Origin of the sequence: Pseudomonas sp. PDM14 (assembly GCF_014851905.1) — a bacterium.
In the GTDB taxonomy this organism is placed as follows: domain Bacteria; phylum Pseudomonadota; class Gammaproteobacteria; order Pseudomonadales; family Pseudomonadaceae; genus Aquipseudomonas.
On the sequence record NZ_JACVAQ010000001.1, the window covers coordinates 1,076,972 to 1,099,042 of the forward strand.

The 22,071-nt window shown below is 64.2% G+C and carries 19 protein-coding genes, 1 tRNA gene and 1 pseudogene; 12 read left to right on the top strand and 9 right to left on the bottom strand.

What is annotated here, in order from left to right; genetic code table 11:
* Positions 1 to 3 precede the first annotated feature (3 nt).
* A complete protein-coding gene (queA, locus tag IB229_RS05125; protein ID WP_192325612.1) occupies positions 4 to 1,053 on the bottom strand; it encodes a tRNA preQ1(34) S-adenosylmethionine ribosyltransferase-isomerase QueA in 1,050 nt (349 codons plus the stop codon).
* A gap of 108 nt (positions 1,054 to 1,161) precedes the next feature.
* Here queA and IB229_RS05130 point away from each other — a divergent pair.
* The 11 genes and pseudogenes from IB229_RS05130 to IB229_RS05175 all read left to right on the top strand — a co-directional run bounded on the left by IB229_RS05130 (position 1,162) and on the right by IB229_RS05175 (position 13,845).
* Positions 1,162 to 1,245 (top strand) — tRNA-Leu (locus IB229_RS05130).
* A gap of 293 nt (positions 1,246 to 1,538) precedes the next feature.
* Positions 1,539 to 1,751: a cold-shock protein gene (locus tag IB229_RS05135; RefSeq protein WP_160082300.1), complete on the top strand. Its 213-nt coding sequence runs from the start codon at positions 1,539 to 1,541 to the stop codon at positions 1,749 to 1,751.
* Between the two features lie 101 nt (positions 1,752 to 1,852).
* Entirely contained in the window at positions 1,853 to 2,356 is a 504-nt protein-coding gene (locus IB229_RS05140; protein ID WP_192325614.1) for an RDD family protein, read from the top strand.
* A 173-nt stretch (positions 2,357 to 2,529) separates the two neighbouring features.
* Positions 2,530 to 3,882: an imelysin family protein gene (locus IB229_RS05145; protein ID WP_192325616.1), complete on the top strand. Its 1,353-nt coding sequence runs from the start codon at positions 2,530 to 2,532 to the stop codon at positions 3,880 to 3,882.
* Between the two features lie 169 nt (positions 3,883 to 4,051).
* Positions 4,052 to 5,464, top strand: coding sequence for a di-heme oxidoredictase family protein (locus IB229_RS05150; protein WP_192325618.1), 1,413 nt, complete (start codon positions 4,052 to 4,054; stop codon positions 5,462 to 5,464).
* 10 nt (positions 5,465 to 5,474) lie between these two features.
* Complete coding sequence (locus tag IB229_RS05155; RefSeq protein WP_192325620.1) at positions 5,475 to 6,536, top strand: imelysin family protein; 1,062 nt, start codon at positions 5,475 to 5,477, stop codon at positions 6,534 to 6,536.
* 3 nt (positions 6,537 to 6,539) lie between these two features.
* Positions 6,540 to 7,634 (top strand): DUF1513 domain-containing protein, encoded by a 1,095-nt coding sequence (locus IB229_RS05160; RefSeq protein ID WP_192325622.1) that lies wholly within the window; start codon positions 6,540 to 6,542, stop codon positions 7,632 to 7,634.
* A 756-nt stretch (positions 7,635 to 8,390) separates the two neighbouring features.
* Positions 8,391 to 8,501 (top strand): annotated as a pseudogene (locus tag IB229_RS22180) (hypothetical protein); the annotation flags it as partial.
* Positions 8,502 to 8,729: 228 nt separating this feature from the next.
* On the top strand, positions 8,730 to 9,434 hold the full coding sequence (locus IB229_RS22185) for a methyl-accepting chemotaxis protein (RefSeq protein WP_412547784.1): 705 nt from the start codon (positions 8,730 to 8,732) through the stop codon (positions 9,432 to 9,434).
* A 177-nt stretch (positions 9,435 to 9,611) separates the two neighbouring features.
* On the top strand, positions 9,612 to 10,766 hold the full coding sequence (locus IB229_RS05170) for an efflux RND transporter periplasmic adaptor subunit (protein ID WP_192325626.1): 1,155 nt from the start codon (positions 9,612 to 9,614) through the stop codon (positions 10,764 to 10,766).
* Positions 10,767 to 10,791: 25 nt separating this feature from the next.
* Entirely contained in the window at positions 10,792 to 13,845 is a 3,054-nt protein-coding gene (locus IB229_RS05175; RefSeq protein ID WP_192325628.1) for a multidrug efflux RND transporter permease subunit, read from the top strand.
* Between the two features lie 57 nt (positions 13,846 to 13,902).
* Here the strand turns inward: IB229_RS05175 and IB229_RS05180 are convergent, their stop codons facing one another.
* The 7 genes from IB229_RS05180 to IB229_RS05210 all read right to left on the bottom strand — a co-directional run bounded on the left by IB229_RS05180 (position 13,903) and on the right by IB229_RS05210 (position 19,850).
* A complete protein-coding gene (locus IB229_RS05180; RefSeq protein WP_192325630.1) occupies positions 13,903 to 14,130 on the bottom strand; it encodes a hypothetical protein in 228 nt (75 codons plus the stop codon).
* Positions 14,131 to 14,309: 179 nt separating this feature from the next.
* Positions 14,310 to 15,584 carry a sensor histidine kinase gene (locus IB229_RS05185; protein WP_192325632.1) on the bottom strand — a complete coding sequence of 425 codons (1,275 nt, stop codon included), beginning with the start codon at positions 15,582 to 15,584 and terminating at the stop codon, positions 14,310 to 14,312.
* Positions 15,574 to 16,257, bottom strand: a complete 684-nt coding sequence (locus IB229_RS05190) for a response regulator transcription factor (protein WP_192325634.1) — start codon at positions 16,255 to 16,257, stop codon at positions 15,574 to 15,576. The genes IB229_RS05185 and IB229_RS05190 overlap by 11 nt, the downstream gene beginning before the upstream one ends.
* Positions 16,258 to 16,398: 141 nt before the next feature.
* Complete coding sequence (groL, locus tag IB229_RS05195; RefSeq protein ID WP_192325636.1) at positions 16,399 to 18,039, bottom strand: chaperonin GroEL; 1,641 nt, start codon at positions 18,037 to 18,039, stop codon at positions 16,399 to 16,401.
* Positions 18,040 to 18,082: 43 nt separating this feature from the next.
* Positions 18,083 to 18,376, bottom strand: a complete 294-nt coding sequence (locus tag IB229_RS05200; protein ID WP_173209219.1) for a co-chaperone GroES — start codon at positions 18,374 to 18,376, stop codon at positions 18,083 to 18,085.
* A gap of 210 nt (positions 18,377 to 18,586) precedes the next feature.
* Positions 18,587 to 19,054, bottom strand: coding sequence for an FxsA family protein (locus tag IB229_RS05205; protein WP_192325638.1), 468 nt, complete (start codon positions 19,052 to 19,054; stop codon positions 18,587 to 18,589).
* Between the two features lie 64 nt (positions 19,055 to 19,118).
* Entirely contained in the window at positions 19,119 to 19,850 is a 732-nt protein-coding gene (locus IB229_RS05210; RefSeq protein ID WP_192325640.1) for a HugZ family protein, read from the bottom strand.
* Positions 19,851 to 19,955: 105 nt separating this feature from the next.
* Between IB229_RS05210 and IB229_RS05215 the strand changes: the two genes are divergently transcribed.
* Positions 19,956 to 20,714 (top strand): SDR family oxidoreductase, encoded by a 759-nt coding sequence (locus IB229_RS05215; protein WP_192325642.1) that lies wholly within the window; start codon positions 19,956 to 19,958, stop codon positions 20,712 to 20,714.
* Positions 20,715 to 20,903: 189 nt separating this feature from the next.
* Here IB229_RS05215 and IB229_RS05220 read toward each other — a convergent pair whose 3' ends face one another.
* Positions 20,904 to 21,908 (bottom strand): DUF481 domain-containing protein, encoded by a 1,005-nt coding sequence (locus IB229_RS05220; protein ID WP_192329262.1) that lies wholly within the window; start codon positions 21,906 to 21,908, stop codon positions 20,904 to 20,906.
* Positions 21,909 to 22,071 lie beyond the last annotated feature (163 nt).

Genomic DNA, 22,071 nt, shown 5'->3' on the forward strand with positions numbered 1-22,071 from the left:
GACTCATAGGGTTTCCTCGGGGCCGCGCGCAGCGGGGTTGCGGGTGATGAACATGGCATCGCCATAACTGAAGAAGCGGTACTGCTGTTCGACCGCCGCGGCGTAGGCCGCCATGGTTTCGGGATAGCCGGCAAACGCCGAGACCAGCATCAGCAGGGTCGACTCGGGCAGGTGGAAATTGGTCACCAAGGCATCAACCACGTGAAACGGCCGGCCTGGGTAGATAAAGATGTTGGTGTCGCCACTGAACGCCTGCAGCTCGCCGCTGCGTGCCGCCGTCTCCAGGGAACGCACGCTGGTGGTACCGACGGCGATCACCCGGCCACCGCGCGCCTTGCAGGCCGCGACCGCGTCGACCACCGACTGATCGACTTCCAGCCACTCGTGGTGCATGTGGTGATCTTCGATGCGCTCGACCCGTACTGGCTGAAAGGTGCCGGCACCGACATGCAGGGTAACGAAGGCACGCTCGACACCCTTGGCGGCGATTGCCTCGAGCAGCGCCTCATCGAAATGCAGACCCGCGGTCGGTGCCGCCACGGCGCCGGCGCGATCGGCGTACACCGTCTGGTAGCGCTCGCGGTCAGCCACCTCATCGGCTCTGTCTATATAAGGAGGCAACGGCATGTGCCCGACACGCTGCAGCAGCGGCAGCACTTCATCATTGAAGCGCAGCTCGAACAGGGCATCGTGGCGCGCCATCATCTCGGCCTCACCGCCACCTTCTATATGGATCAGCGAGCCGGGCTTGGGCGACTTGCTCGAACGCACGTGCGCCAGCACGCGATGGCTGTCCAGCACACGCTCGACGAGGATCTCCAGCTTGCCGCCCGAGGCCTTCTGGCCGAACAGCCGCGCCGGGATCACCCGGGTGTTGTTGAACACCATCAGGTCGCCGGGACGCAGGTACTCGAGCAGGTCGACGAACTGGCGATGGCGCAGCTCGCCGTTGTCACCCTGCAGCACCAGCAGACGGCTGGCGCGGCGCTCGGCCAGTGGATGGCGGGCGATCAGGGCATCGGGAAGGTCGAAATGGAAGTCGGCAACGCGCATGGTGAGGATCGTCTAGCAGGGCCGCGAAGCTTACCGGAAAGCACCGATTCTGGCCACGCGCCGCGATTGACCGCCCCGGCCGACCTCCCTATACTCCGCCGCCATCGTGCCCCGGTGGCGGAATGGTAGACGCGGCGGATTCAAAATCCGTTTTCGAAAGGAGTGGGAGTTCGAGTCTCCCCCGGGGCACCATCCACCTCGATTCAAGCCTCTTCGCAGACGGCCTGAATCCCCTCTGAAACACCCGCATCAGAGCCCTGCAAACCCGCTGCAAAGCAACGGTTTCGAGGGGCTTGGCAAACGCATTTGAGTTAGCGTAGAGTGTGCCCACTGTGTTTGCATGGGTCGCCTTGAATCGTGACCTGATGCAGTAGATCCTAGATCCGCTACATCCCGCTCGACTTCTCTTACTCTCTGCAACCAGTCCCAGCCCTCTTCGCCAGAGCAAGAGGCTGTCATCAACTCTAGTTTCAAGGAAATAAGACATGTCGAATCGTCAAACCGGCACCGTTAAGTGGTTCAACGACGAGAAGGGCTTTGGCTTCATCACCCCAGAAAGCGGTCCGGATCTGTTCGTACACTTCCGCGCTATCGAAGGTAACGGCTTCAAGAGCCTGAAAGAAGGCCAGAAAGTTACTTTCGAAGCCGTTCAAGGCCAGAAAGGCATGCAGGCTGACAAAGTCCAGGTTCTGGGCTAAGTCGCTGCTCCGAAAAAGCCCCTGATGGCAACATCAGGGGCTTTTTTTTGCCTGCGATTTTTGCCGTACACTCTGCGCCGTCTTTTTCTCCCGAGCCAGTCATGACCCAGCACATGCTCCGCCCCGCAGGTGAATTCCCCGCCGCCGGCCTGCCGCGCCGACTGGCCGCGATGTTCTATGACTTCCTGCTCAGCATCGCCCTGCTGATCGTCGTCACCCTCCTCTACAAGCTGGCGATGATCGGCATCTACGGCGAGAGCAAGCTGCGCCAGCTCTCCGACTCCGGCGCACTGGACGGCGATCCGCTGCTCTCCACCCTGCTGCTGCTCAGCTTGTTCGCCTTCTTCGCCAAGTTCTGGACGCACAACGGACAGACGCTGGGCATGCAGGTCTGGGGCCTGCGCATCCAGAATGCCGATGGCTCGGCAATCAGCCTGTGGCAGGCGCTGCTGCGCTTCCTCATCGCGATCATTTCCTGGCTGCTCGGTGGCCTGGGCTTTCTCTGGGTCCTGTGGGACAAACAGAAGCGCAGCTGGCACGACATCTATTCGGAAAGCCGGGTGATCCAGCTGCCGAAGAACATCCACAAGCAGGGCAAGCTCTAGCACAGCGTCTACGGCGAGCCTGTCAGTCACCCGCCAACCAGTACCGCAGCGCGACAATTGGTCTGTACCCCGAGCAACGAAGACCTTTGCATAAAATGCAAATCTTTCGCATTATTGCGCGGTTTTCCCGTGCAGCTACACAGCACACTCATTCAGACGCAAAGGACTTCGCCATGACTCGTATGCCCCTGGCTACCGCCAGCCTGCTGGCCCTCGCCATTTCCCTCGCCGGCTGCGGCGACGACAAGAAAGAAGAAAAAGCCGCTGCGCAACAAGCTCCGGCCGCTGCTGAAACCACCGCCAGCCCTGCCGCTACCGCCGCCGCACTGAAAGTCGACGACGCTGCCGCCAAAGCCGTGGTCAGCCACTACGCCGACCTGGCCTTCGCCGTGTTCAGCGACGCCGCCAGCACCGGCAAGAACCTGCAAGCCGCCGTCGACGCATTCCTCGCCAAGCCCAACGCTGAAACCCAGAAGGCCGCCAAGGAAGCCTGGCTGGCCGCCCGCGTTCCGTACATGCAGACCGAAGTCTTCCGCTTCGGCAACGCCGTGGTCGATGACTGGGAAGGTCAGCTGAACGCCTGGCCGCTGGACGAAGGCCTGATCGACTACGTCGCCAAGGACTACCAGCATGCGCTGGGCAACCCGGGCGCCAGCGCCAACATCATCGCCAACACCGAGATCCAGGTAGGCGAAGACAAGATCGACGTCACCGAAATCACCAGCGAGAAACTGGCCGAGCTGAACGAGCTGGGCGGTTCCGAAGCCAACGTCGCCACCGGCTACCACGCCATCGAATTCCTCCTCTGGGGCCAGGACCTGAACGGTACCAACCCAGGCGCAGGCGAGCGTCCGGCCAGCGACTTCGTCGTGGGCGAAGGCGCCACCGGCGGCAACAACGAGCGTCGTCGCACCTACCTGAAGGCCGCTACCGACCTGCTGGTCAGCGACCTCGACAGCATGGTTGCCCAGTGGAAAGCCGGCGTTGCCGACAACTACCGCGCCAAGCTGGAAGCCGAGCCTGCCGAGAACGGCCTGCGCAAGATGCTGTTCGGCATGGGTAGCCTGTCCCTCGGTGAGCTGGCTGGCGAGCGCATGAAAGTCGCGCTGGAAGCCAACTCCACCGAAGACGAGCACGACTGCTTCAGCGACAACACCCATAACTCGCACTTCTACAACGGTAAAGGCATTCGCAACGTCTACCTGGGCGAGTACAAGAAAGCCGACGGCACCACCCTGACCGGCCCGAGCCTGTCCTCGCTGGTGGCCAAGGTCGACGCGCAAGCCGACACCACCCTGAAGGCCGACCTGGACGCCACCGAAGCCAAGCTGCAGGCTCTGGTCGACAGCGCCGAGAAGAACAATGTGCACTTCGACCAGCTGATCGCCGCCGACAACGCCGAAGGCCAGCAGATCGTGCGTGACGCCATCGCCGCCCTGGTCAAGCAGACCGGTGCGATCGAGCAAGCCGCAGGCAAACTGGGTATCAGCGACCTGAACCCGGACACCGCCGACCACCAGTTCTGATATCCGCAGCACTGGCAACGGATGCGCCCACAAGGCGCATCCGTTTTTTTATGCCTGCAGGTTTGGCCCGCGACATTTGGTCCTGATTTGCAAACGAAAACCCCTCTTATTTGAAATCCATTAGCCTGCTAAGATTGCCCGCCTGTTTCTCAGCCCAGGTCCGGCCCCGATGCTTTCCCCGCTTCGCCTTAGCGCACTGCTGCTGATGTTCAGCCTCACCGCCTGCGACCGGGAACCTCCACCCGCCGAGCCGGGCGAAGCGCTTTCCGGCGGTGCCACCACGGTGCGCCAGATCGACCAGAACGCCTTCTCCATGCCCTCCGCCAACCTGGCGCCATCGCGCCGGCTGGACTTCAGCGTAGGCAACAGTTTCTTCCGCAACCCCTGGGTGATCGCCCCGACCACCACCACCGCGCGCGACGGCCTCGGCCCGCTGTTCAATACCAACGCCTGCCAGAACTGCCACATCAAGGACGGCCGCGGCCATCCGCCGCTCGATGGCGCGAGCAATGCCGTGTCGATGCTGGTGCGCCTGTCGATTCCCAGCGACGAATCCGTTGCGCACGCCGAGATGACCAAGCGCCTGGGCGTGATCCCGGAGCCGGTCTACGGTGGCCAGCTGCAGGACATGGGCAACCCCGGTTATCCGCCCGAGGGCAAAGTACGGGTGACCTACACCCGCGTGCCCGTCACCCTCGACGACGGCACGCAGGTCGAACTGCGCCAGCCGCAGACCCAGATCACCCGCCTCGGCTACGGCGAGATGCACCCGCAGACGCTGTTCTCCACTCGCGTGGCGCCACCGATGATCGGCCTCGGCCTGCTCGAGGCGATTCCCGAGGCGGCAATCCTGGCCAACGCTGACCCGGAAGATCGCGATGGCGACGGCATTCGCGGCACGCCCAATCGCGTGTGGGACGACCTCAAGGGCGAGACCGTGCTCGGCCGCTTCGGCTGGAAAGCCGGCCAGCCCAGCCTCAACCAGCAGAATGCCCACGCCTTCGCCAACGACATGGGCCTGACCAGCAGCGTACTGCCACACACCGACTGCACCGCGGCGCAGGTCGACTGCCTCAACGCGATCAACGGCGGCACCCCGGAAGTCAGCGACACCATCATGGCCAGCGTGCTGTTCTACACCCGCAACCTGGCCGTGCCGGTGCGGCGCCAGGTGGACGACTTGGAGGTGCGCCGCGGCAAGCAGTTGTTCAGCCAGGCCGGCTGCGACAAGTGCCACACCCCGAGCTTCACCACCGCGGCGAATGCAGCCGAACCGGAACTGGCCAATCAGCTGATCCGCCCCTACAGCGACCTGCTGCTGCATGACATGGGCCCCGGTCTGGCCGACAATCGGCCGGAGTTCGAGGCCAGTGGCAGCCAGTGGCGCACGCCGCCACTGTGGGGCATCGGCCTGACCCAGACGGTCAGCGGCCACACCCAGTTCCTCCACGACGGGCGCGCCCGCAACCTGCTTGAAGCCATTCTCTGGCACGGTGGCGAAGCCGCTGCGGCGCAGAAGGTGGTTCTCGGCTACGACGCCAGCCAACGCGGCGCGTTACTGGCCTTTCTCAATTCCCTGTAAGGAGTCCGGCATGATCCGCAAGCCACTGGCTGTCACCCTGCTCGGTCTGGCGCTCGCCGCCTGCACCCCGCAAGACCCGCAACAGCAGGCCAGCACCGCGCTGGCCAAAGGCGTCTATCTGCCGGCCTACAGCAGCTGGGACAAGAGCAACCAGCAACTGAGCGAGAGCGCGCAGAGCTTCTGCGCCGGCAGCCAGGACCTGGGCAGCGCCCGCCAGTCCTTCCTCACCACGCTCGGCAGTTGGTCCTCGCTGCAACCGCTGGTGGTCGGCCCGCTCGCCGAAGGCAATCGCGCCTGGCAGGTGCAGTTCTGGCCGGACAAGAAAAACCTGGTACAGCGCCAGGTCGAAGCCCTGCTCAAGAGCAAGCCGCAGCTGACACCCGCCGAGCTGAGCAAGGCCAGCGTCGTGGTCCAGGGCCTTACCGCCTACGAATACGTGCTGTTCGATGCGGCCATCGACCTCGAAGACGCCACACAGAAAGCCCGCTACTGCCCACTGCTGGTGGCCATCGGTGAACACCAGAAAGCCCTCAGCGCCGACGTGCTGCAGCAATGGCAGAAGAAGGACGGCATGGCCGCGCAGCTGGAGAACTACCCCAACGCGCGCTACGCCGAGACCCCGGAAGCCATCGCCGAACTGCTGCGCGCCCAGGTCAGCGCCATCGACGGCCTGAAGAAGAAACTCGGTGCCGCCCTCGGTCGCCAGACCAAGAGCCTGCCGCAGCCGTACCAGGCCGAGTTCTGGCGCAGCAATGCCAGCCTGGCCACCCTCGCCGCTACCCTCGCCAGCGCCGAACGCGTCTGGCTCGGCGCCAACAACGACGGTTTCAAGGCCATGCTGCCGGATGAGCAGGCCGACCTGGGCAAACGCCTCGACGAGCAGTACAGCGTCACCCGCCAGCACCTCGCCACCTTCAGCCGCCCACTGGGCGAACTGCTGGCCGAGCCCGAAGGCCTCAAAGCGCTGAACGCCTTCTACGACAACCTCAATACCCTGCACCGCCTGCATGAGGGTGAGCTGGCTAAAGCCCTCGGCATCCAGCTCGGCTTCAACGCCCACGACGGAGACTGATCGATGCGCCGCAGAGCTTTTCTCGGTCTGGGCAGCGCCGTTCTGGCTGCCAGTGCGCTGGGCGGCTGGAAGCTGGTCAGTCATGGTGAACAACCGCTGCTGGTCTCGGCACGCGACGACGCCGACGGCAACCATTACGCCGTCGGTTATCGCCTCGACGGCAGCAAGGTGTTCGCCACCCAGGTGAAGGAACGCTGCCACGACGTGGTGCCGCACCCGACGCTGCCAATGGCGGTGTTCGTCGGCCGTCGGCCGAGCCGCGAGAGCTACCTGATCGACACCCGCGACGGGCGCCTGCTGCAGACCCTGGCCTCGCCGGCGGATCGCCACTTCTATGGCCACGGCGTGTTCCACAAGGACGGCGAGTGGTTCTACAGCACCGACAATGACACCCGCGATGCCGGCCGCGGCGTACTGGGCGTGTACCGCTGGCAGGATGGCCAGCTGCAGCGCGTGGCCGAGCACTCGACCCACGGCATCGGTCCGCACCAGTTGCTGTGGATGCCTGACGGCGAAACCCTGGTGGTGGCCAACGGCGGCATCCGCACCGAAGCCGACAGCCGCGTGATGATGAACCTGAATGCCATGGAACCGAGCCTGGTGCTGATGCGCCGCGACGGCAGCCTGATCAGCAAGGAACAGCTGCCCGAGCAGATGAACAGCGTGCGTCACCTCGCCGTGGCCAGCGACGGCACGGTGGTTTCCGGCCAGCAGTACGAAGGCGAGCCGACCGACGTGGTGCCGCTGCTGGCGATCAAACGTCCGGGGCAGCCGTTCCAGCACTTCCCGCTGGGCGATGCGCAGCGGCAGATGATGAACCAGTACACCGCCAGCCTGGCCGTGCACAGCGAGCTGCGCCTGCTGGCCCTGACCGCGCCGCGCGGCAATCGCTTCTTCATCTGGGACCTGGACAGCACCGAGCTGCTGCTGGATACGCCGCTGGCCGATTGCGCCGGCGTCGGCGCCACGCAGAACGGCTTCGTCGTCACCTCCGGCCAGGGGCGCTGCCGCCTGTACGACTGCCGCCACGGCAGCATCAGCGCCGAGGCGCTCGCCCTGCCGGCAGGGCTCTGGGACAACCACCTGCGCCTGGCCTGAATACCGACTAAAGGCAGATCGCCAGCACTGTCGGGCCTGACTATACTCAGCCCGACAGCACGCTTGTCCGATTTATTACAGCGCTGTAACCGGACCGTCATGTTCCGGGGATAGGGATATCCGCAGATCCGACGCTCAAGCGTCTGGCAGCATCCCTACCGAGGCCTTCCATCCATGCTCCTGCAAAACTCACTGCGCGCGCAGATCCTCGCCCTGCTCGGCGGCAGCCTGGCGCTGATCCTGATCACCGCACTGATCTGCTTCAACTTTCTCTCCGGCGGCATGCAGAACTACCGCAGCCTGCTCGACGGCCCGCTGGAATCCGCGCGGCTGATCGACGCCGCCAACCTGGAGTTCAAGGTCCAGGTGCAGGAATGGAAGAACGTGCTGCTGCGGGGCAAGGACAGCGACAACCTCAGCCGCTACTGGAGCCAGTTCGAAGCCCAGGAACGCAAGGTGCAGGACACCCTCGGCCAGCTCGCCAGCCTCGCCGCGGACGATGCCGCGCTCAAGGGCCAGGTCGAGCGCCTGCGCAGCGAGCACCAGACCCTCGGCCAGAACTACCGCAAGGGCCGCGATGCCTTCGTTGCCGCCGGTGCCGATCCCGAAGCGGGCGATGCGGCGGTCAAGGGCATCGACCGCGCCGCCAGCGAGCAGATGAACAACCTGGTCAACCAGCTGCACGAGCAGGCCAACAGCCAGGCCAAGCAGATCAACGCCGGCGCCGAACGCACGATCCTGCTCGGCACCCTGCTGATGCTCGGCGCCAGCGTGCTGGTCGGGCTGTTCAGCCTGTGGCTGGTCAACCGCAACCTGATCGCACCGATCACCAGCCTGATCGAGCACATCGCCCAGCTCAGCCAGGGCAACTTCGGTCAGCGCGTGGCCACCGACCGCCGCGACGAGCTCGGCCGCCTGGCCGTGGCCGCCAACACCCTGCGCGACTTCCTCGCCGACACCTTCACCCGCCTGAAGAGCAGCACCAGCCAGCTGGACACCGCCAGCGGCGAGCTCAACGCCATCGCCACGCTGATGGCCCAGGGCACCCGCGAGCAGTTCTCGCGCACCGACCAGGTGGCCACGGCGATGCACGAGATGTCCGCCACCGCCCAGGAAGTCGCCCGTCACGCCGCCGAAGCCGCACGCGCGGCCGACGAAGCCGACACCTCGGCGCAACAGGGCGAGAAAGTCATGCAGGCGACCATCCACACCATCACCGGCATTCGCGGCGAGATCGCCAATACCGCCGAGGTGATCCGCCGCCTGGAAGCCGACAGCGGGCGTATCGGCAAGGTCCTCGAAGTGATCCGCGGCATCGCCGAGCAGACCAACCTGCTGGCGCTCAACGCCGCCATCGAAGCCGCTCGCGCCGGTGAGCAGGGCCGCGGTTTCGCCGTGGTCGCCGACGAGGTGCGCACCCTCGCCCAGCGCACCGCCGAATCCACTGCCGAGATCCACCAGATCATCGACACCGTGCAGACCGGCGCGGTCAACGCCGTGCGCGCCATCGAGAACGGGCAGAACCGCAGCGAGGAAGGTGTCACCCAGGTGACCGCCGCCGGCGCCACCCTGCAGCGCATCACCAGCGCGGTAGAGGCGATCCGCGACATGAACCGGCAGATCGCCACGGCGGCCGAAGAACAGACCTCGGTGGCCGAGGACATCTCGCGCAACCTCACCGAGATCACCGCCATCGCCACCACCAACCAGGAGAACGTGCAGCGCACCGAAGGCGCCAGCCACGACCTGCACAACCTCTCCGCCGAGCTCAGCGAAGTCACCAGCCGCCTCAGCGCCTGACCCCACCCAGCGGGCGCGCAATGCGCCCGTGGAGCGATTGCCGCGACAGTGCGTTGCGGCGATCAACCCTGGCAATCTCCTGCAAACCGCACCTTTTTGACTTGCCTGACGAGTAGGTCTAAGGTGCCCGTCTTGCCTATTCCCAGGCCCCTCTCTGCCCTGCCAAGGAACCGGAATATGTTGCTCCGCCGCATGTTGATCATGCTGGGCGTGGTCATCCTCGTGGTGCTCGCCCTCGCCGCCTACAAAGGCTTCTCGATCTACCAGCAAATCCAGATGTTCACCGCGCCGCAGCCGGCGATCAGCATCTCTGCGGCCAAGGCCGAATCGACCCCGTGGCAGAGCCGTTTGCCGGCCATCGGCACGCTCAAGGCGTTCCAGGGCGTCGACCTGACCGTCGAAGTCGGCGGCACCGTGCGCGACGTGCTGTTCGAATCCGGGCAGAAGGTCAGCCTCAAGCAACCGCTGATCCAGATGGACAGCGATGTCGAGCAGGCCAGCCTGGCTACCGCCGAAGCCGAGCTGAGCCTGGCCCGCGTCGAGTTCGAGCGCGGCCGCAGCCTGGTCAACCGGCAGAGCATCTCGAAGAGCGAATTCGACCGCCTCGCCTCGTCGCTGCAGAAGGCCAACGCCAGCGTTGCCCAGCTGCAGGCCATGCTGGCCAAGAAGCGCATCGTCGCGCCGTTCGCCGGCACCATCGGCATTCGCCAGGTTGACGTCGGCGACTTCCTCTCCTCGGGCACCATCATCGCCACCCTGCAGGACCTGTCGAAGCTCTACGTCGACTTCTACGTGCCGGAACAGGCCGTGCCGCAACTGGCCATCGGCCAGCGCGTGCGCATCAACGTCGCGGCCTATAGCGGCGACGTGTTCGAGGGCGAGATCAGCGCACTCAACCCCAAGGTCGATGACGCCACGCGCAACGTGCAGGTGCGCGCCATGCTGGAGAACCCGGACAACAAGCTGCTGCCGGGCATGTTCGCCAATCTGCAGATCATCCTGCCGGGCGACGCGCCGCAGATCGTCGTGCCGGAAACCGCCATCACCTACACCCTCTACGGCAACTCGGTGTACGTGATCGGTGAGAAGAAAGGCGAGGACGGCCAGCTGCAGAAGGACGACAAGGGCGCGCCCTATCTGGTCGTCGAGCGCCGCTTCGTCGACACCGGCGAGCGCCGCGACGGCAAGGTCGTGGTCAGCAAGGGCCTCAAGGCCGGCGAACAGGTGGTCACCGCCGGCCAGCTGAAGCTGGACAACGGCGCCCACGTGAGCATCGCCGCAGACCCGGCCACGCCGGTCGAAGCGGACAATCAAGCCAGCGCCGGGCAGTAACTCGCCCGCCGCGAAGGACAGAAATATGGCTTTCACAGATCCTTTCATCCGTCGCCCGGTACTGGCGACCGTGGTCAGCCTGCTGATCGTGCTGCTCGGCTTCCAGGCCTTCAGCAAACTGGTGATCCGCCAGTACCCGCAGATGGAGAACGCCCTGATCACGGTGAGCACCGCCTACCCGGGCGCCAACGCCGAGACCATCCAGGGCTACATCACCCAGCCGCTGCAGCAGAGCCTGGCCAGCGCCGAAGGTATCGACTACATGACCTCGGCCAGCCAGCAGAACGTGTCGATCATCTCGATCTACGCGCGCATCGGCGCCAACTCCGACCGCCTGTTCACCGAGCTGCTGGCCAAGGCCAACGAGGTCAAGAACCAGCTGCCGCAGGATGCCGAAGACCCGGTGCTGTCCAAGGAAGCGGCCGACTCCTCGGCGCTGATGTACATCAGCTTCTATAGCAACGAACTGTCCAACCCACAGATCACCGACTACCTGTCGCGGGTGATCCAGCCGAAGCTGGCGACCCTGCCGGGCATGGCCGAAGCCGAGATCCTCGGCAACCAGGTATTCGCCATGCGCCTGTGGCTGGACCCGGTGAAGATGGCCGCCTACGGCGTGACCGCCAGCGACATGAGCGAAGCAGTGCGCAAGTACAACTTCCTCTCCGCCGCCGGCCAGGTCAAAGGCGAGTATGTGGTCACCAGCATCAACGCCACCACCGACCTCAAGTCGCCGGAGGCCTTCGGTGCCATCCCGCTGAAGACCGAGGGTGATCGTCGCGTGCTGGTACGCGACATCGCGCGGGTGGAAATGGGCGCGGAAAACTACGACTCGATCAGCTCGTTCGACGGCATTCCGTCGGTCTATATCGGCATCAAGGGCACGCCCAGCTCCAACCCGCTGGACGTGATCAAGCACGTGCGCGACGTGATGCCGGAGATCGAGGCGCAGCTGCCGCCCAACCTCAAGGTGTCCATCGCCTACGACGCCACGCGCTTCATCCAGGCGTCCATCGACGAGGTGGTGAAGACCCTGTTCGAGGCGGTGCTGATCGTCGTGGTCGTGGTGTTCCTGTTCCTCGGCGCCTTCCGCTCGGTGCTGATCCCGGTGATCACCATCCCGCTGTCGATGATTGGCGTACTGTTCTTCATGCAGCTGATGGGCTACTCGATCAACCTGCTGACCCTGCTGGCGATGGTCCTGGCCATCGGCCTGGTGGTGGACGACGCCATCGTCGTGGTGGAGAACATCCACCGCCATATCGAAGAGGGCAAGACGCCGTTCGATGCGGCCATCGAGGGCGCGCGGGAAATCGCCATCCCGGTGGTCTCGATGACCATCACCCTGGCCGCCGTGTACGCCCCAATCGGCTTCCTCGAGGGCCTCACCGGCGCGCTGTTCAAGGAGTTTGCCCTGACCCTGGCGGGCGCGGTGATCATCTCCGGCATCGTCGCCCTGACCCTGTCGCCGATGATGTGCTCGCGTCTGCTGCGCCACGAGGAAAACCCGTCCGGCCTGGCACACAAGCTCGACCAGATTTTCGACCGGCTCAAGCGCCGCTACCAGAGCGCGCTGCACGGTACGCTCAACACGCGGCCGGTGGTGGTGGTGTTCGCCATCATCGTCATGTGCCTGATCCCGGTGCTGCTGAAGTTCAGCAAGAGCGAACTGGCCCCGGATGAAGACCAGGGCATCGTGTTCCTCATGGCGCAGTCGCCGCAGCCGACCAACCTGAACTACCTGAACCACTACACCGATCAGTTCGTGGAGATCTTCAAGTCCTTCCCCGAGTACTACTCCTCGTTCCAGATCAACGGTTTCGACGGCGTTCAGGCCGGTATCGGCGGCTTCCTGCTCAAGCCCTGGGACGAGCGCGAGCAGACCCAGATGGAGCTGCTGCCACAGGTGCAGAGCAAGCTCAACGAGATCCCCGGCCTGCAGATCTTCGGCTTCAACCTGCCGTCGCTGCCGGGTACCGGCGAGGGCCTGCCGTTCCAGTTCGTGATCAACACGCCGAACGACTACGAGTCGCTGCTGCAGGTGACCGAGCGGGTCAAGCAGCGCGCCATGGAGTCGGGCAAGTTCGCCTTCCTCAACGTCGACCTGGCCTTCGACAAGCCCGAGGTAGTAGTCGACATCGACCGCGCCAAGGCAGCGCAGATGGGCGTATCCATGCAGGACCTGGGCAGCACCCTGGCGATCCTGCTCGGCGAGGGCGAGATCAACCGCTTCACCATCGACGGTCGCAGCTACAAGGTGATCGCCCAGGTCGAGCGCGAATACCGCGACAACCCGGGCTGGCTGAACAGCTACTACGTGAAGAGCGAAAGCGGGCAGATGGTGCCGCTGAGTACGCTGATCACGGTCACCGACCGTGCCCGGCCGACCAAGCTCAAGCAGTTCCAGCAGCTCAACTCGGCCATCGTCGAGGGCGTGCCGATCGTCAGCATGGGCGAGGCGGTGGAGACCATCACCCAGATCGCCCGCGAGGAAGCGCCGCGCGGCTACGCCTTCGACTATGCCGGCGCCTCGCGCCAGTACATTCAGGAAGGCAGCGCGCTGTTCGTCACCTTCGCCCTGGCCCTGGCGATCATCTTCCTGGTGCTTGCGGCGCAGTTCGAGAGCTTCCGCGACCCGCTGGTGATCCTGGTGACGGTGCCGCTGTCGATCTGCGGCGCGCTGATCCCGATCTTCCTCGGCTTCTCGAGCATGAACATCTACACCCAGGTCGGCCTGGTGACGCTGATCGGTCTGATCAGCAAGCACGGTATCCTGATCGTCGAGTTCGCCAACCAGCTGCGCCGCGACAAGGGCCTGTCGGTGCGCGAGGCGATCGAGGAAGCCGCGTCGATCCGCCTGCGCCCGGTGCTGATGACCACCGCGGCGATGGTCTTCGGCATGGTGCCGCTGATCCTCGCCACCGGTGCGGGCGCGGTGAGCCGCTTCGACATCGGCCTGGTGATCGCCACCGGCATGTCCATCGGCACGCTGTTCACCCTGTTCGTCCTGCCGTGCGTGTACACCCTGCTGGCCAAGCCGGATGCCCAACCGGCAGCCGCGCCGGCGCCCAGCCATTGAGGTAACCGACGCGCACAAAAAAGCCCCGCGATTGCGGGGCTTTTTTTGGCGGCTGGTTCAGCGTTTGCTGTGCGTCATGCCGAACATGAACAGCAGGAGGTCGGAGTTCGGGCGCAACTGCTCGGTCGGCTTGTTCTTCATCGCCAGGGGCTGCGGACAGTATTCGAAGGAACTGTGGCGGCTATCGAGGATATCCGGGCTGGGTTCGCTCCACGCCGCGGCGGCCATGGCAGTCACCCCGAGCGCACCGACAAGGAATACACCTCGTGCAATTTCTAGCTTCATCACCGCAACCCCTTGATAGCGCAGCCGACACTGGAAATACCCTAGATCACCGTGACGGTACCGTTCGGGTAAAAAGACGAACGGTCACAGGTGACCGCTGTCTACATGGCTCGCGCACCAGTGGTCGCCAAGCTGCAAGGAAGCTAACCAGCCATTTGTGAAGAAGATGTGAAAGCCTCTCAACCGTTCGGCAGATTGACCTCGAAGCGGCAACCTTGAGGGGTCGCGCCACTGAGCGAAACCTGCCAGCCCTGGCTCTCGCAGATGCGTTGCACCAGCGACAAGCCCAGTCCCAAGCCCTCCCCCCGCGCCGCCACGCCCCTGACGAACGGCTGGAACACTGCCTCGCGCTCGGTTTCGGGAATGCCCACGCCACTGTCCTCGACGATGAAGCCGTGCTCCAGCAACTCCAAGCGAATGCGCCCGCTTTCGGTGTAGTGCAAGGCATTGCGCAACAGGTTGCCCATCACCGAACGTAGCAGCGGCGCGTTGTAGCAGATCGCGGGAAAACGACCGGGCTGGTAGTCGAAGCGCAGCCCCTTGCCTTCGATCGCCGGGCGCCACTGCTCGACCAGCTCGTCGGCGACCATGTTCAGGCTGATCTGCGGTGTCACCCCCGGCTCCTCGCTGCGCGCACGGGCGAGCAGGAGGAAGGTCTGCACCAGGTCGCGCATTTCCTCGCTGGCGCGGGCGATGCGCTGCACCTGACGGCGTGCGCGGTCGTCCAGCGCCGGGTTGACCAGCAGCAGCTCGCAGGAGCTGGCCAGCACCATCAGCGGCGTGCGCAGTTCGTGGCTGACGTCACTGGTGAACAGGCGCTCGCGGGTCAGCGCCCCACGCAGCAGGCCGAGGGTACTGTCGAAAGCCTCGGCCAGCTCGCCCACTTCGTCCTTGGCGTAGTCCGGCGCCATCGGTGGGGCCATGTCCAGCAACTGGTCGCGGTGACGCGCCTGGCGCGCCAGGCGCCCGACCGGCTCGATCACCTTGCGCGCCAGCAGCCAGCCGAGCAGCCCGGACAGGCCGACGGTGATCATGAAGCCGGTCAGGACCACGGCGAACAGCAGTTGCTCGCGGTCCTCGAATTCGGTCTGGTCCTGCAGCAGCACGTAGTGGCGTCCGTCCACCACTTCGGCGAAGCCGTGGTAGGAGCCGCTCTCGCGGAACACCTCATGGAAGCCTGGCGACAGGTCCACCAGGTCGTCAGGCATGGCGAAGATGCCCGGCCCGCCGCTGAAGAAGAACAACTGTCCCGGCTCGGGTTGCTGGCGCCAGTCCTCCATGGTCTCCATCTTCAGGTAGCGGCTGAGATCGCCACCCAGTTCGGCGGAGATCAGCCGCTCCTCGACGAAGTGCACAGTCTCGATGATGCCGATGGAAAAGGCGCCGCCGACCAGTACCGTCATCAAGACGAAGGCGATGACGATGCGCCGCGACAGGCTCTGCCTAAACTCCATCGACCACTTCCGTCAGGCGATAGCCAACGCCGTGCACGGTGTGCAGCAGCGGTTGCGCGAACGGCTTGTCGATCACCTGGCGCAGCTGGTGCACATGGCTGCGCAGGCTGTCGCTGTCCGGACAGTCGTCGCCCCACAGCGCCTCCTCCAGCACCTCGCGGCGCACCACGTGCGGGCTCTTCTGCATCAGCAACGCAAGCAGCTTGAGGCCGACCGGGTTGAGTTTGAGCGGGCGCTTGTCACGGCTGACTTCGAGGGTGTCGAGGTCATAGCTGAGGTCGCCGACCTGCAGCAGGCGCCGCCCTCCGCCAAGGCTGCGGCGCAGCACCGCCTCGATGCGCGCGGCCAGTTCAGACAGGGCAAAGGGCTTGATCAGGTAATCGTCGGCGCCGGCCTGGAAACCCTTGAGGCGGTCGTCGAGCTGGTCACGGGCGGTGAGCATGATCACCGGCGTGTCGCGTCGCGCATCTTCGCGCAGGCGCTGGCACAGGGTGTAGCCATCGATGCCCGGCAGCATGATGTCGAGCACGATCAGGTCGTAGTGCTCGCTGGACGCCAGGTGCAGGCCGGACAGCCCGTCCTGCGCGCAGTCCACGGTGTAGCCCTTGATACCCAGGTAGTCGGCCATGTTGGCCAGAATGTCGCGGTTGTCCTCAACCAGCAGGATACGCATAAGTCGGATTCCTCATCGAAGGCGCAACGATACCCTGTGCGCGCCGCCCGGCGCAGGGTTTGACGGATTTTTCACCCACCGCCCACGCATAAAAAAGCCCCGCACGAGGCGGGGCTTCTGGTACAGCAGGTGCCGGCTGGCTTACATCATGCCGCCCATGCCGCCCATGCCACCCATGTCCGGCATGGCCGGAGCAGCCTTGTCGTCCGGGCTATCGGCGATCATGGCTTCGGTGGTGATCATCAGGCTGCCGATGGAAGCAGCGGCCTGCAGCGCGGAACGGGTGACCTTGGCCGGGTCGAGAATACCCATCTCGATCATGTCGCCGTAGGTGTCGGTCGCGGCGTTGAAGCCGTAGTTGCCCGAACCTTGCTTGACCTTGTCGACCACGACGCTCGGCTCGCCACCAGCGTTGGAAACGATCTGACGCAGCGGGGACTCGACCGCGCGACGCAGCAGGGCAATACCGACGTTCTGGTCGTCGTTGTCGCCTTTCAGCTCGCTGATGGCCTGCAGAGCGCGCACCAGGGCAACGCCACCGCCAGGTACCACGCCTTCTTCGACGGCTGCGCGGGTCGCGTGCAGGGCGTCTTCAACGCGGGCTTTCTTCTCTTTCATTTCAACTTCGGTACCGGCACCGACCTTGATCACGGCAACACCGCCAGCCAGTTTGGCCAGACGCTCTTGCAGTTTCTCTTTGTCGTAGTCGGAGGAAGTGTCTTCGACCTGCTTGCGGATCTGCGCAACGCGGGCTTCGATATCAACCTGCTGGCCAGCACCGTCGATGATGGTGGTGTTTTCCTTGCTCAGCTGAACGCGCTTGGCGTTACCCAGGTGCTCCAGAGTGGCGCTTTCCAGGCTCAAGCCGACTTCTTCGGAAATCACGGTACCGCCGGTGAGGATGGCGATGTCCTGCAGCATGGCCTTGCGACGGTCGCCGAAGCCCGGAGCCTTGACGGCTGCGACCTTGACGATGCCACGCATGTTGTTGACGACCAGGGTCGCCAGGGCTTCGCCTTCGACGTCTTCAGCCACGATCAGCAGCGGACGGCCGGACTTGGCCACGGCTTCGAGAACTGGCAGCAGTTCGCGGATGTTGGAGATCTTCTTGTCGACCAGCAGGATCAGCGGGCCGTCGAGCTCGGCGACCATGGTGTCCGGCTTGTTGATGAAGTACGGGGACAGGTAGCCACGGTCGAACTGCATGCCTTCGACGACGGACAGTTCGTTTTCCAGGCCCGAGCCTTCTTCAACGGTGATCACGCCTTCTTTACCGACTTTTTCCATGGCTTCGGCAATGATGTCGCCGATGGAGTTGTCGGAGTTGGCGGAGATGGTGCCGACCTGGGCGATGGCCTTGGTGTCGGTGCACGGCTTGGACAGGTTCTTCAGCTCGGCGACGATGGCGATGGTGGCCTTGTCGATGCCGCGCTTCAGATCCATCGGGTTCATGCCGGCCGCGACGGCTTTCAGGCCTTCGTTGACGATCGACTGAGCCAGAACGGTGGCAGTGGTGGTGCCGTCACCGGCAGCGTCGTTGGCCTTGGACGCAACGTCCTTGACCAGCTGGGCGCCCATGTTCTCGAAGCGATCTTTCAGCTCGATTTCCTTGGCAACGGACACGCCGTCCTTGGTGATCAGCGGCGCGCCGAAGCTGCGCTCGAGAACCACGTTGCGGCCTTTCGGGCCGAGGGTCGCTTTTACCGCGTCGGCCAGGACGTTGACGCCGACCAGCATTTTCTTGCGAGCGGAATCGCCGAATTTGACTTCTTTAGCAGCCATGGTGGTTGTTCCTTAAATTCTTGGGTTAACGGAGATACGGGGATCAGGCTTCGAGGACGGCGAGAATTTCGTTCTCGCTCATCACCAGCAGGTCTTCGCCGTCGACTTTGACGGTGTTGCTGCCGGAGTAAGGGCCGAATACCACTTTGTCACCGACTTTAACGGCCAGGGCACGTACTTCACCGTTGTCCAGGGCTTTGCCGGTACCGACGGCGACGATCACGCCCTGGTTTGGCTTTTCAGCAGCGGAACCCGGCAGCACGATGCCACCAGCGGTTTTCGATTCTTCTTCGCTGCGGCGGATAACGACGCGGTCGTGCAGAGGACGAAGCTTCATTGTCGATCTCTCCTGAGTAGTAGTTGTAACGAACCGGTGGACGGCACCGGCGAGTTGGCACATCCGGCGGGGCCGGTCGCGGCACGCCAAGGCGAGCCGCGGAAGTTTGTTCTGCCGTGCGACAGAAACCTTGCGGTGATGGCTAGATCGGGGCGGGTGGGAGCATTTCAAGGGCCGCCGGCGATTTTTTTTGCCAGCCGCGCCAAATACCTACTGATCGCGGCGCTCGTACTCGCCCTCGATCACGTTGGGTCGGGTAGCACCCGGATGCACGTGCCCCGTGCGCGCCGCCAGATCATCGGCGAACGCACGCTGGCGCAGCGCCTGCTCGGCTGCTCGACGACGCAGGCGCTCGATCATCAGGCGGCGGGTGAAGGGAATCAGGCACAGCAGGCCGAACACGTCGCTGATGAAGCCCGGCAGCAACAGCAGGCCACCGCCGACCGCGATCAGCAGGCCTTCGAACACTTCCTGCTCGGGCATCTCGCCGCGCGCCAGGCGCTCGCGTGCGCGCCAGGCAGTGGCAATACCGGCCACCCGCAGCAGGACGCTGCCGAGCACCGCGGTACCGATCACCAGCAACAGGGTGGGCAGCACGCCAATGGCACTGCCAACCTGGATCAGCAGGGCCAGTTCGATGATCGGGAACAGCAGGAACAGAAAGAGAAAAGCGCGCATCTGGGTTTCCTTGGCGGAAGAACGGCTTCCGAGAGTCTGTAAATGATGCCGCGCTGCGATTAATTCAAGCCTCGGGCGTTTCCCCGCTTGGCCAGATCTCGGCCCGCGCCAGCAAAACCAGGGCCTGGCGTACTGCCCCGGCACTGTTACAGGATGTTGGAAAGGCCAGCCAGTGCACACTCTTGCCAATGCGCAGGTGGAAGCCCTCGCTGTCGATGCCGACCAGCTGTGCCGGTTCGTGCTGCGGCAAGCCCGACAGCTCGACGTAATGGGCAATGGCGCTGGCGTGGTCGGCGTTCATGTGCTCGATCATGCCTCGTTCGCCTTCGCCGGCGAACGGGTTGGCCAGGGTGACCTGGTCAATCCAGTGGATCGCGCCGAAGCCGCCGATATAGCGGGCACGCACCGGCTCTAGGCGCCAGAAGTCGAAGTCGTGGGCGCTGTGGTAATCGTGCGACTCGGGAAAGTAGCGGTAATAGCGCTCGGCCGCCGCGGCGATCTGCGTGGTGTCGTGCAATTTCACCGCCTCACCGAGCAGCGTCAGGCGGCCCACGGCCTGCACATCCTCGGCACCGCGCTCGCCGACCAGCAGCGAGCATTTCGGGTCTTTCTGCAGGTTGTGGGTGTGCTGGGCGATGCGGCTGATGAGGATCAGCGGGCGGCCCAGCTCGTCCAGGCAGTACGGCACCACCGATCCGAAAGGGAATCCGGGCATGGCTTTCGAGTGGGTGGAAAGCACCCCGCGGTATTCCTTGAGCAGCAATTCTCGTGCATGCTTTGCGGCCTTCACGCTCACCTTGTGACTCCTCGCGCAGATTCCGTCACAAACGGACGGGCTTTCAGAATAGCGATTTCTGAACGCCGGCGGGGCCATCAGTATTATTTGAGAGGGGAATTCCGTATGCAGCTTAAAGACAAAGTCATCGTGATCACCGGCGGTTGCCAGGGCCTCGGCCGCGCCATGGGCGAGTACCTGGCCGCCAAGGGCGCCAAGCTGGCGCTGGTCGATCTCAACCAGGAAAAGCTCGACGAAGCCGTGGCCGCCTGCAAGGCTGCCGGTGGCGATGCCCGTGCCTACCTGTGCAACGTGGCCAATGAAGAACAGGTCACCCACACCGTGGCGCAGATCGCCGAAGACTTCGGCGCCATCAACGGCCTGGTCAACAACGCCGGCATCCTGCGCGACGGCCTGACCATCAAGGTCAAGGACGGCGAACTGAGCAAGATGAGCCTGGCCCAGTGGCAGTCGGTGATCGACGTCAACCTGACCGGCGTGTTCCTCTGCACCCGCGAAGTGGCGGCGAAGATGATCGAGCTGAAGAACGAAGGCGCGATCATCAACATCTCCTCCATCTCCCGCGCCGGCAACGTCGGCCAGGCCAACTACTCCGCCGCCAAGGCCGGTGTCGCTGCCGACACCGTAGTCTGGGCCAAGGAACTGGCGCGTTACGGCATCCGTGTCGCGGGCGTCGCACCGGGCTTCATCGAAACCGAGATGACCGGCAGCATGAAGCCGGAAGCACTGGAGAAGATGACCTCGGGCATTCCGCTCAAGCGCATGGGCAAACCGGCGGAGATCGCGCACTCGGTGGCCTACATCCTCGAGAACGACTACTACACCGGGCGTATCCTCGAACTGGACGGCGGCCTGCGCCTGTAGTTGCGTTTCGACTTGCTGCGCGTCGGCCAGTCGTCGTTAGCAGCACTCGCGGGCTTGCTCATTTACAACACGTAAACTCCGCGCCCGCGATCGCTGCTGCCTAGGCTGGCTCTAGCTCGCAAAGTCGAGATTTGGCCCCGTAAAAAAGCCCCGCATTGCGGGGCTTTTTTTGTGTCCGGCCGAGGGCTGTTACCAGCCCACACCGAAGCCGATGGTGTAGCGGGTTTCGTCGATCTCGCCTTCGGAGCCGCTGACCATGTCCTTCTCTGCCTTCATGTTCAGCGACGCCCAGTCGGTGACCTTGTAGCGCAGGCCCAACTCGGCATCCAGAGTGTAGTCGGCGGCGTTGCCCAGTGGCTTGCCGACTTCGCCGTTGGTGAACATCTCCACGGTCTTGCCGATCAGGTAGCGGTTGTAGTCCCACTTCATACTGACGGCGTAGAAGTTTTCCTTCTCGCCGTTGGCGTACTGATGGTCAGTGCGGTTGAGCAGCGAACCGAGGGAGAACGCACCCAGTTCGTCGTCCCAGAACTGGTAACCCGGACCGGTACCGAGGGTGCGCTGACGTTCCAGCTCCTCGACGTTGTCGTGCTTGTATTCCAGACGACCCTGCCAGAACCATTTCTCGGTGAGGAAGCGGTCGAGCGCGTACTCGGCAGCCCAGTTGTCGGCGGTGCGCACGTCGTCACTGAACTCGCGGTTGTACTCGCCTTCGGCCAGGTGGCGCCAGCGACCATGACGGGCCTGGGTCTTGAAGTCGACGTCGTAGTCGTCGGTGTCCTTCTCGGCGCGCTTGTAGTCCAGCGCCAGGTCGATGTTGCCTTTCCAGACCAGATCCTCGACCACCGGCTTGGGCCGGATCATCTGCTCGATGCTCGCCAGCTCGACGGTCTTCGGTGTCTCGCCATTAGCCAGGATGACCTTGCCATCGTCGGCGCGCTGCAGCGACTTGGCCCGCTCGCCGGTGAAGTCGTCCTGCTTGACCAGGAGTTCCTGGCTGCTTTCCAGGGTCGCGATCTTGTCCCAGTCGAGCGGGATGGCGCCGCCGTAGTCGGTCTGCAGCAACAGCTTGCCGCCGTCGAACAGCTTGATGGTGCCGGTCAGGCGATCACCGTTCTTCAGCCACACGGTATCGGCCAGGGCCGCACCGCTGGTGGACGCTACGACGAGAAAAAGCAGGGATCGGGAAAACAGGGGTGTGGAAAGCATGTCGGATAGGCCGGCTGGTTCGCGGAAACCGGGCATTATCCGCATGCCCGGCGGCTGAGCAAGAACTGACCGACCGAAATCCGTCGAGTTCCCCGGCATATTCGCCGCATTTGATGACAGAACGCCGCGCCTGCGCGCCCTGGAAACC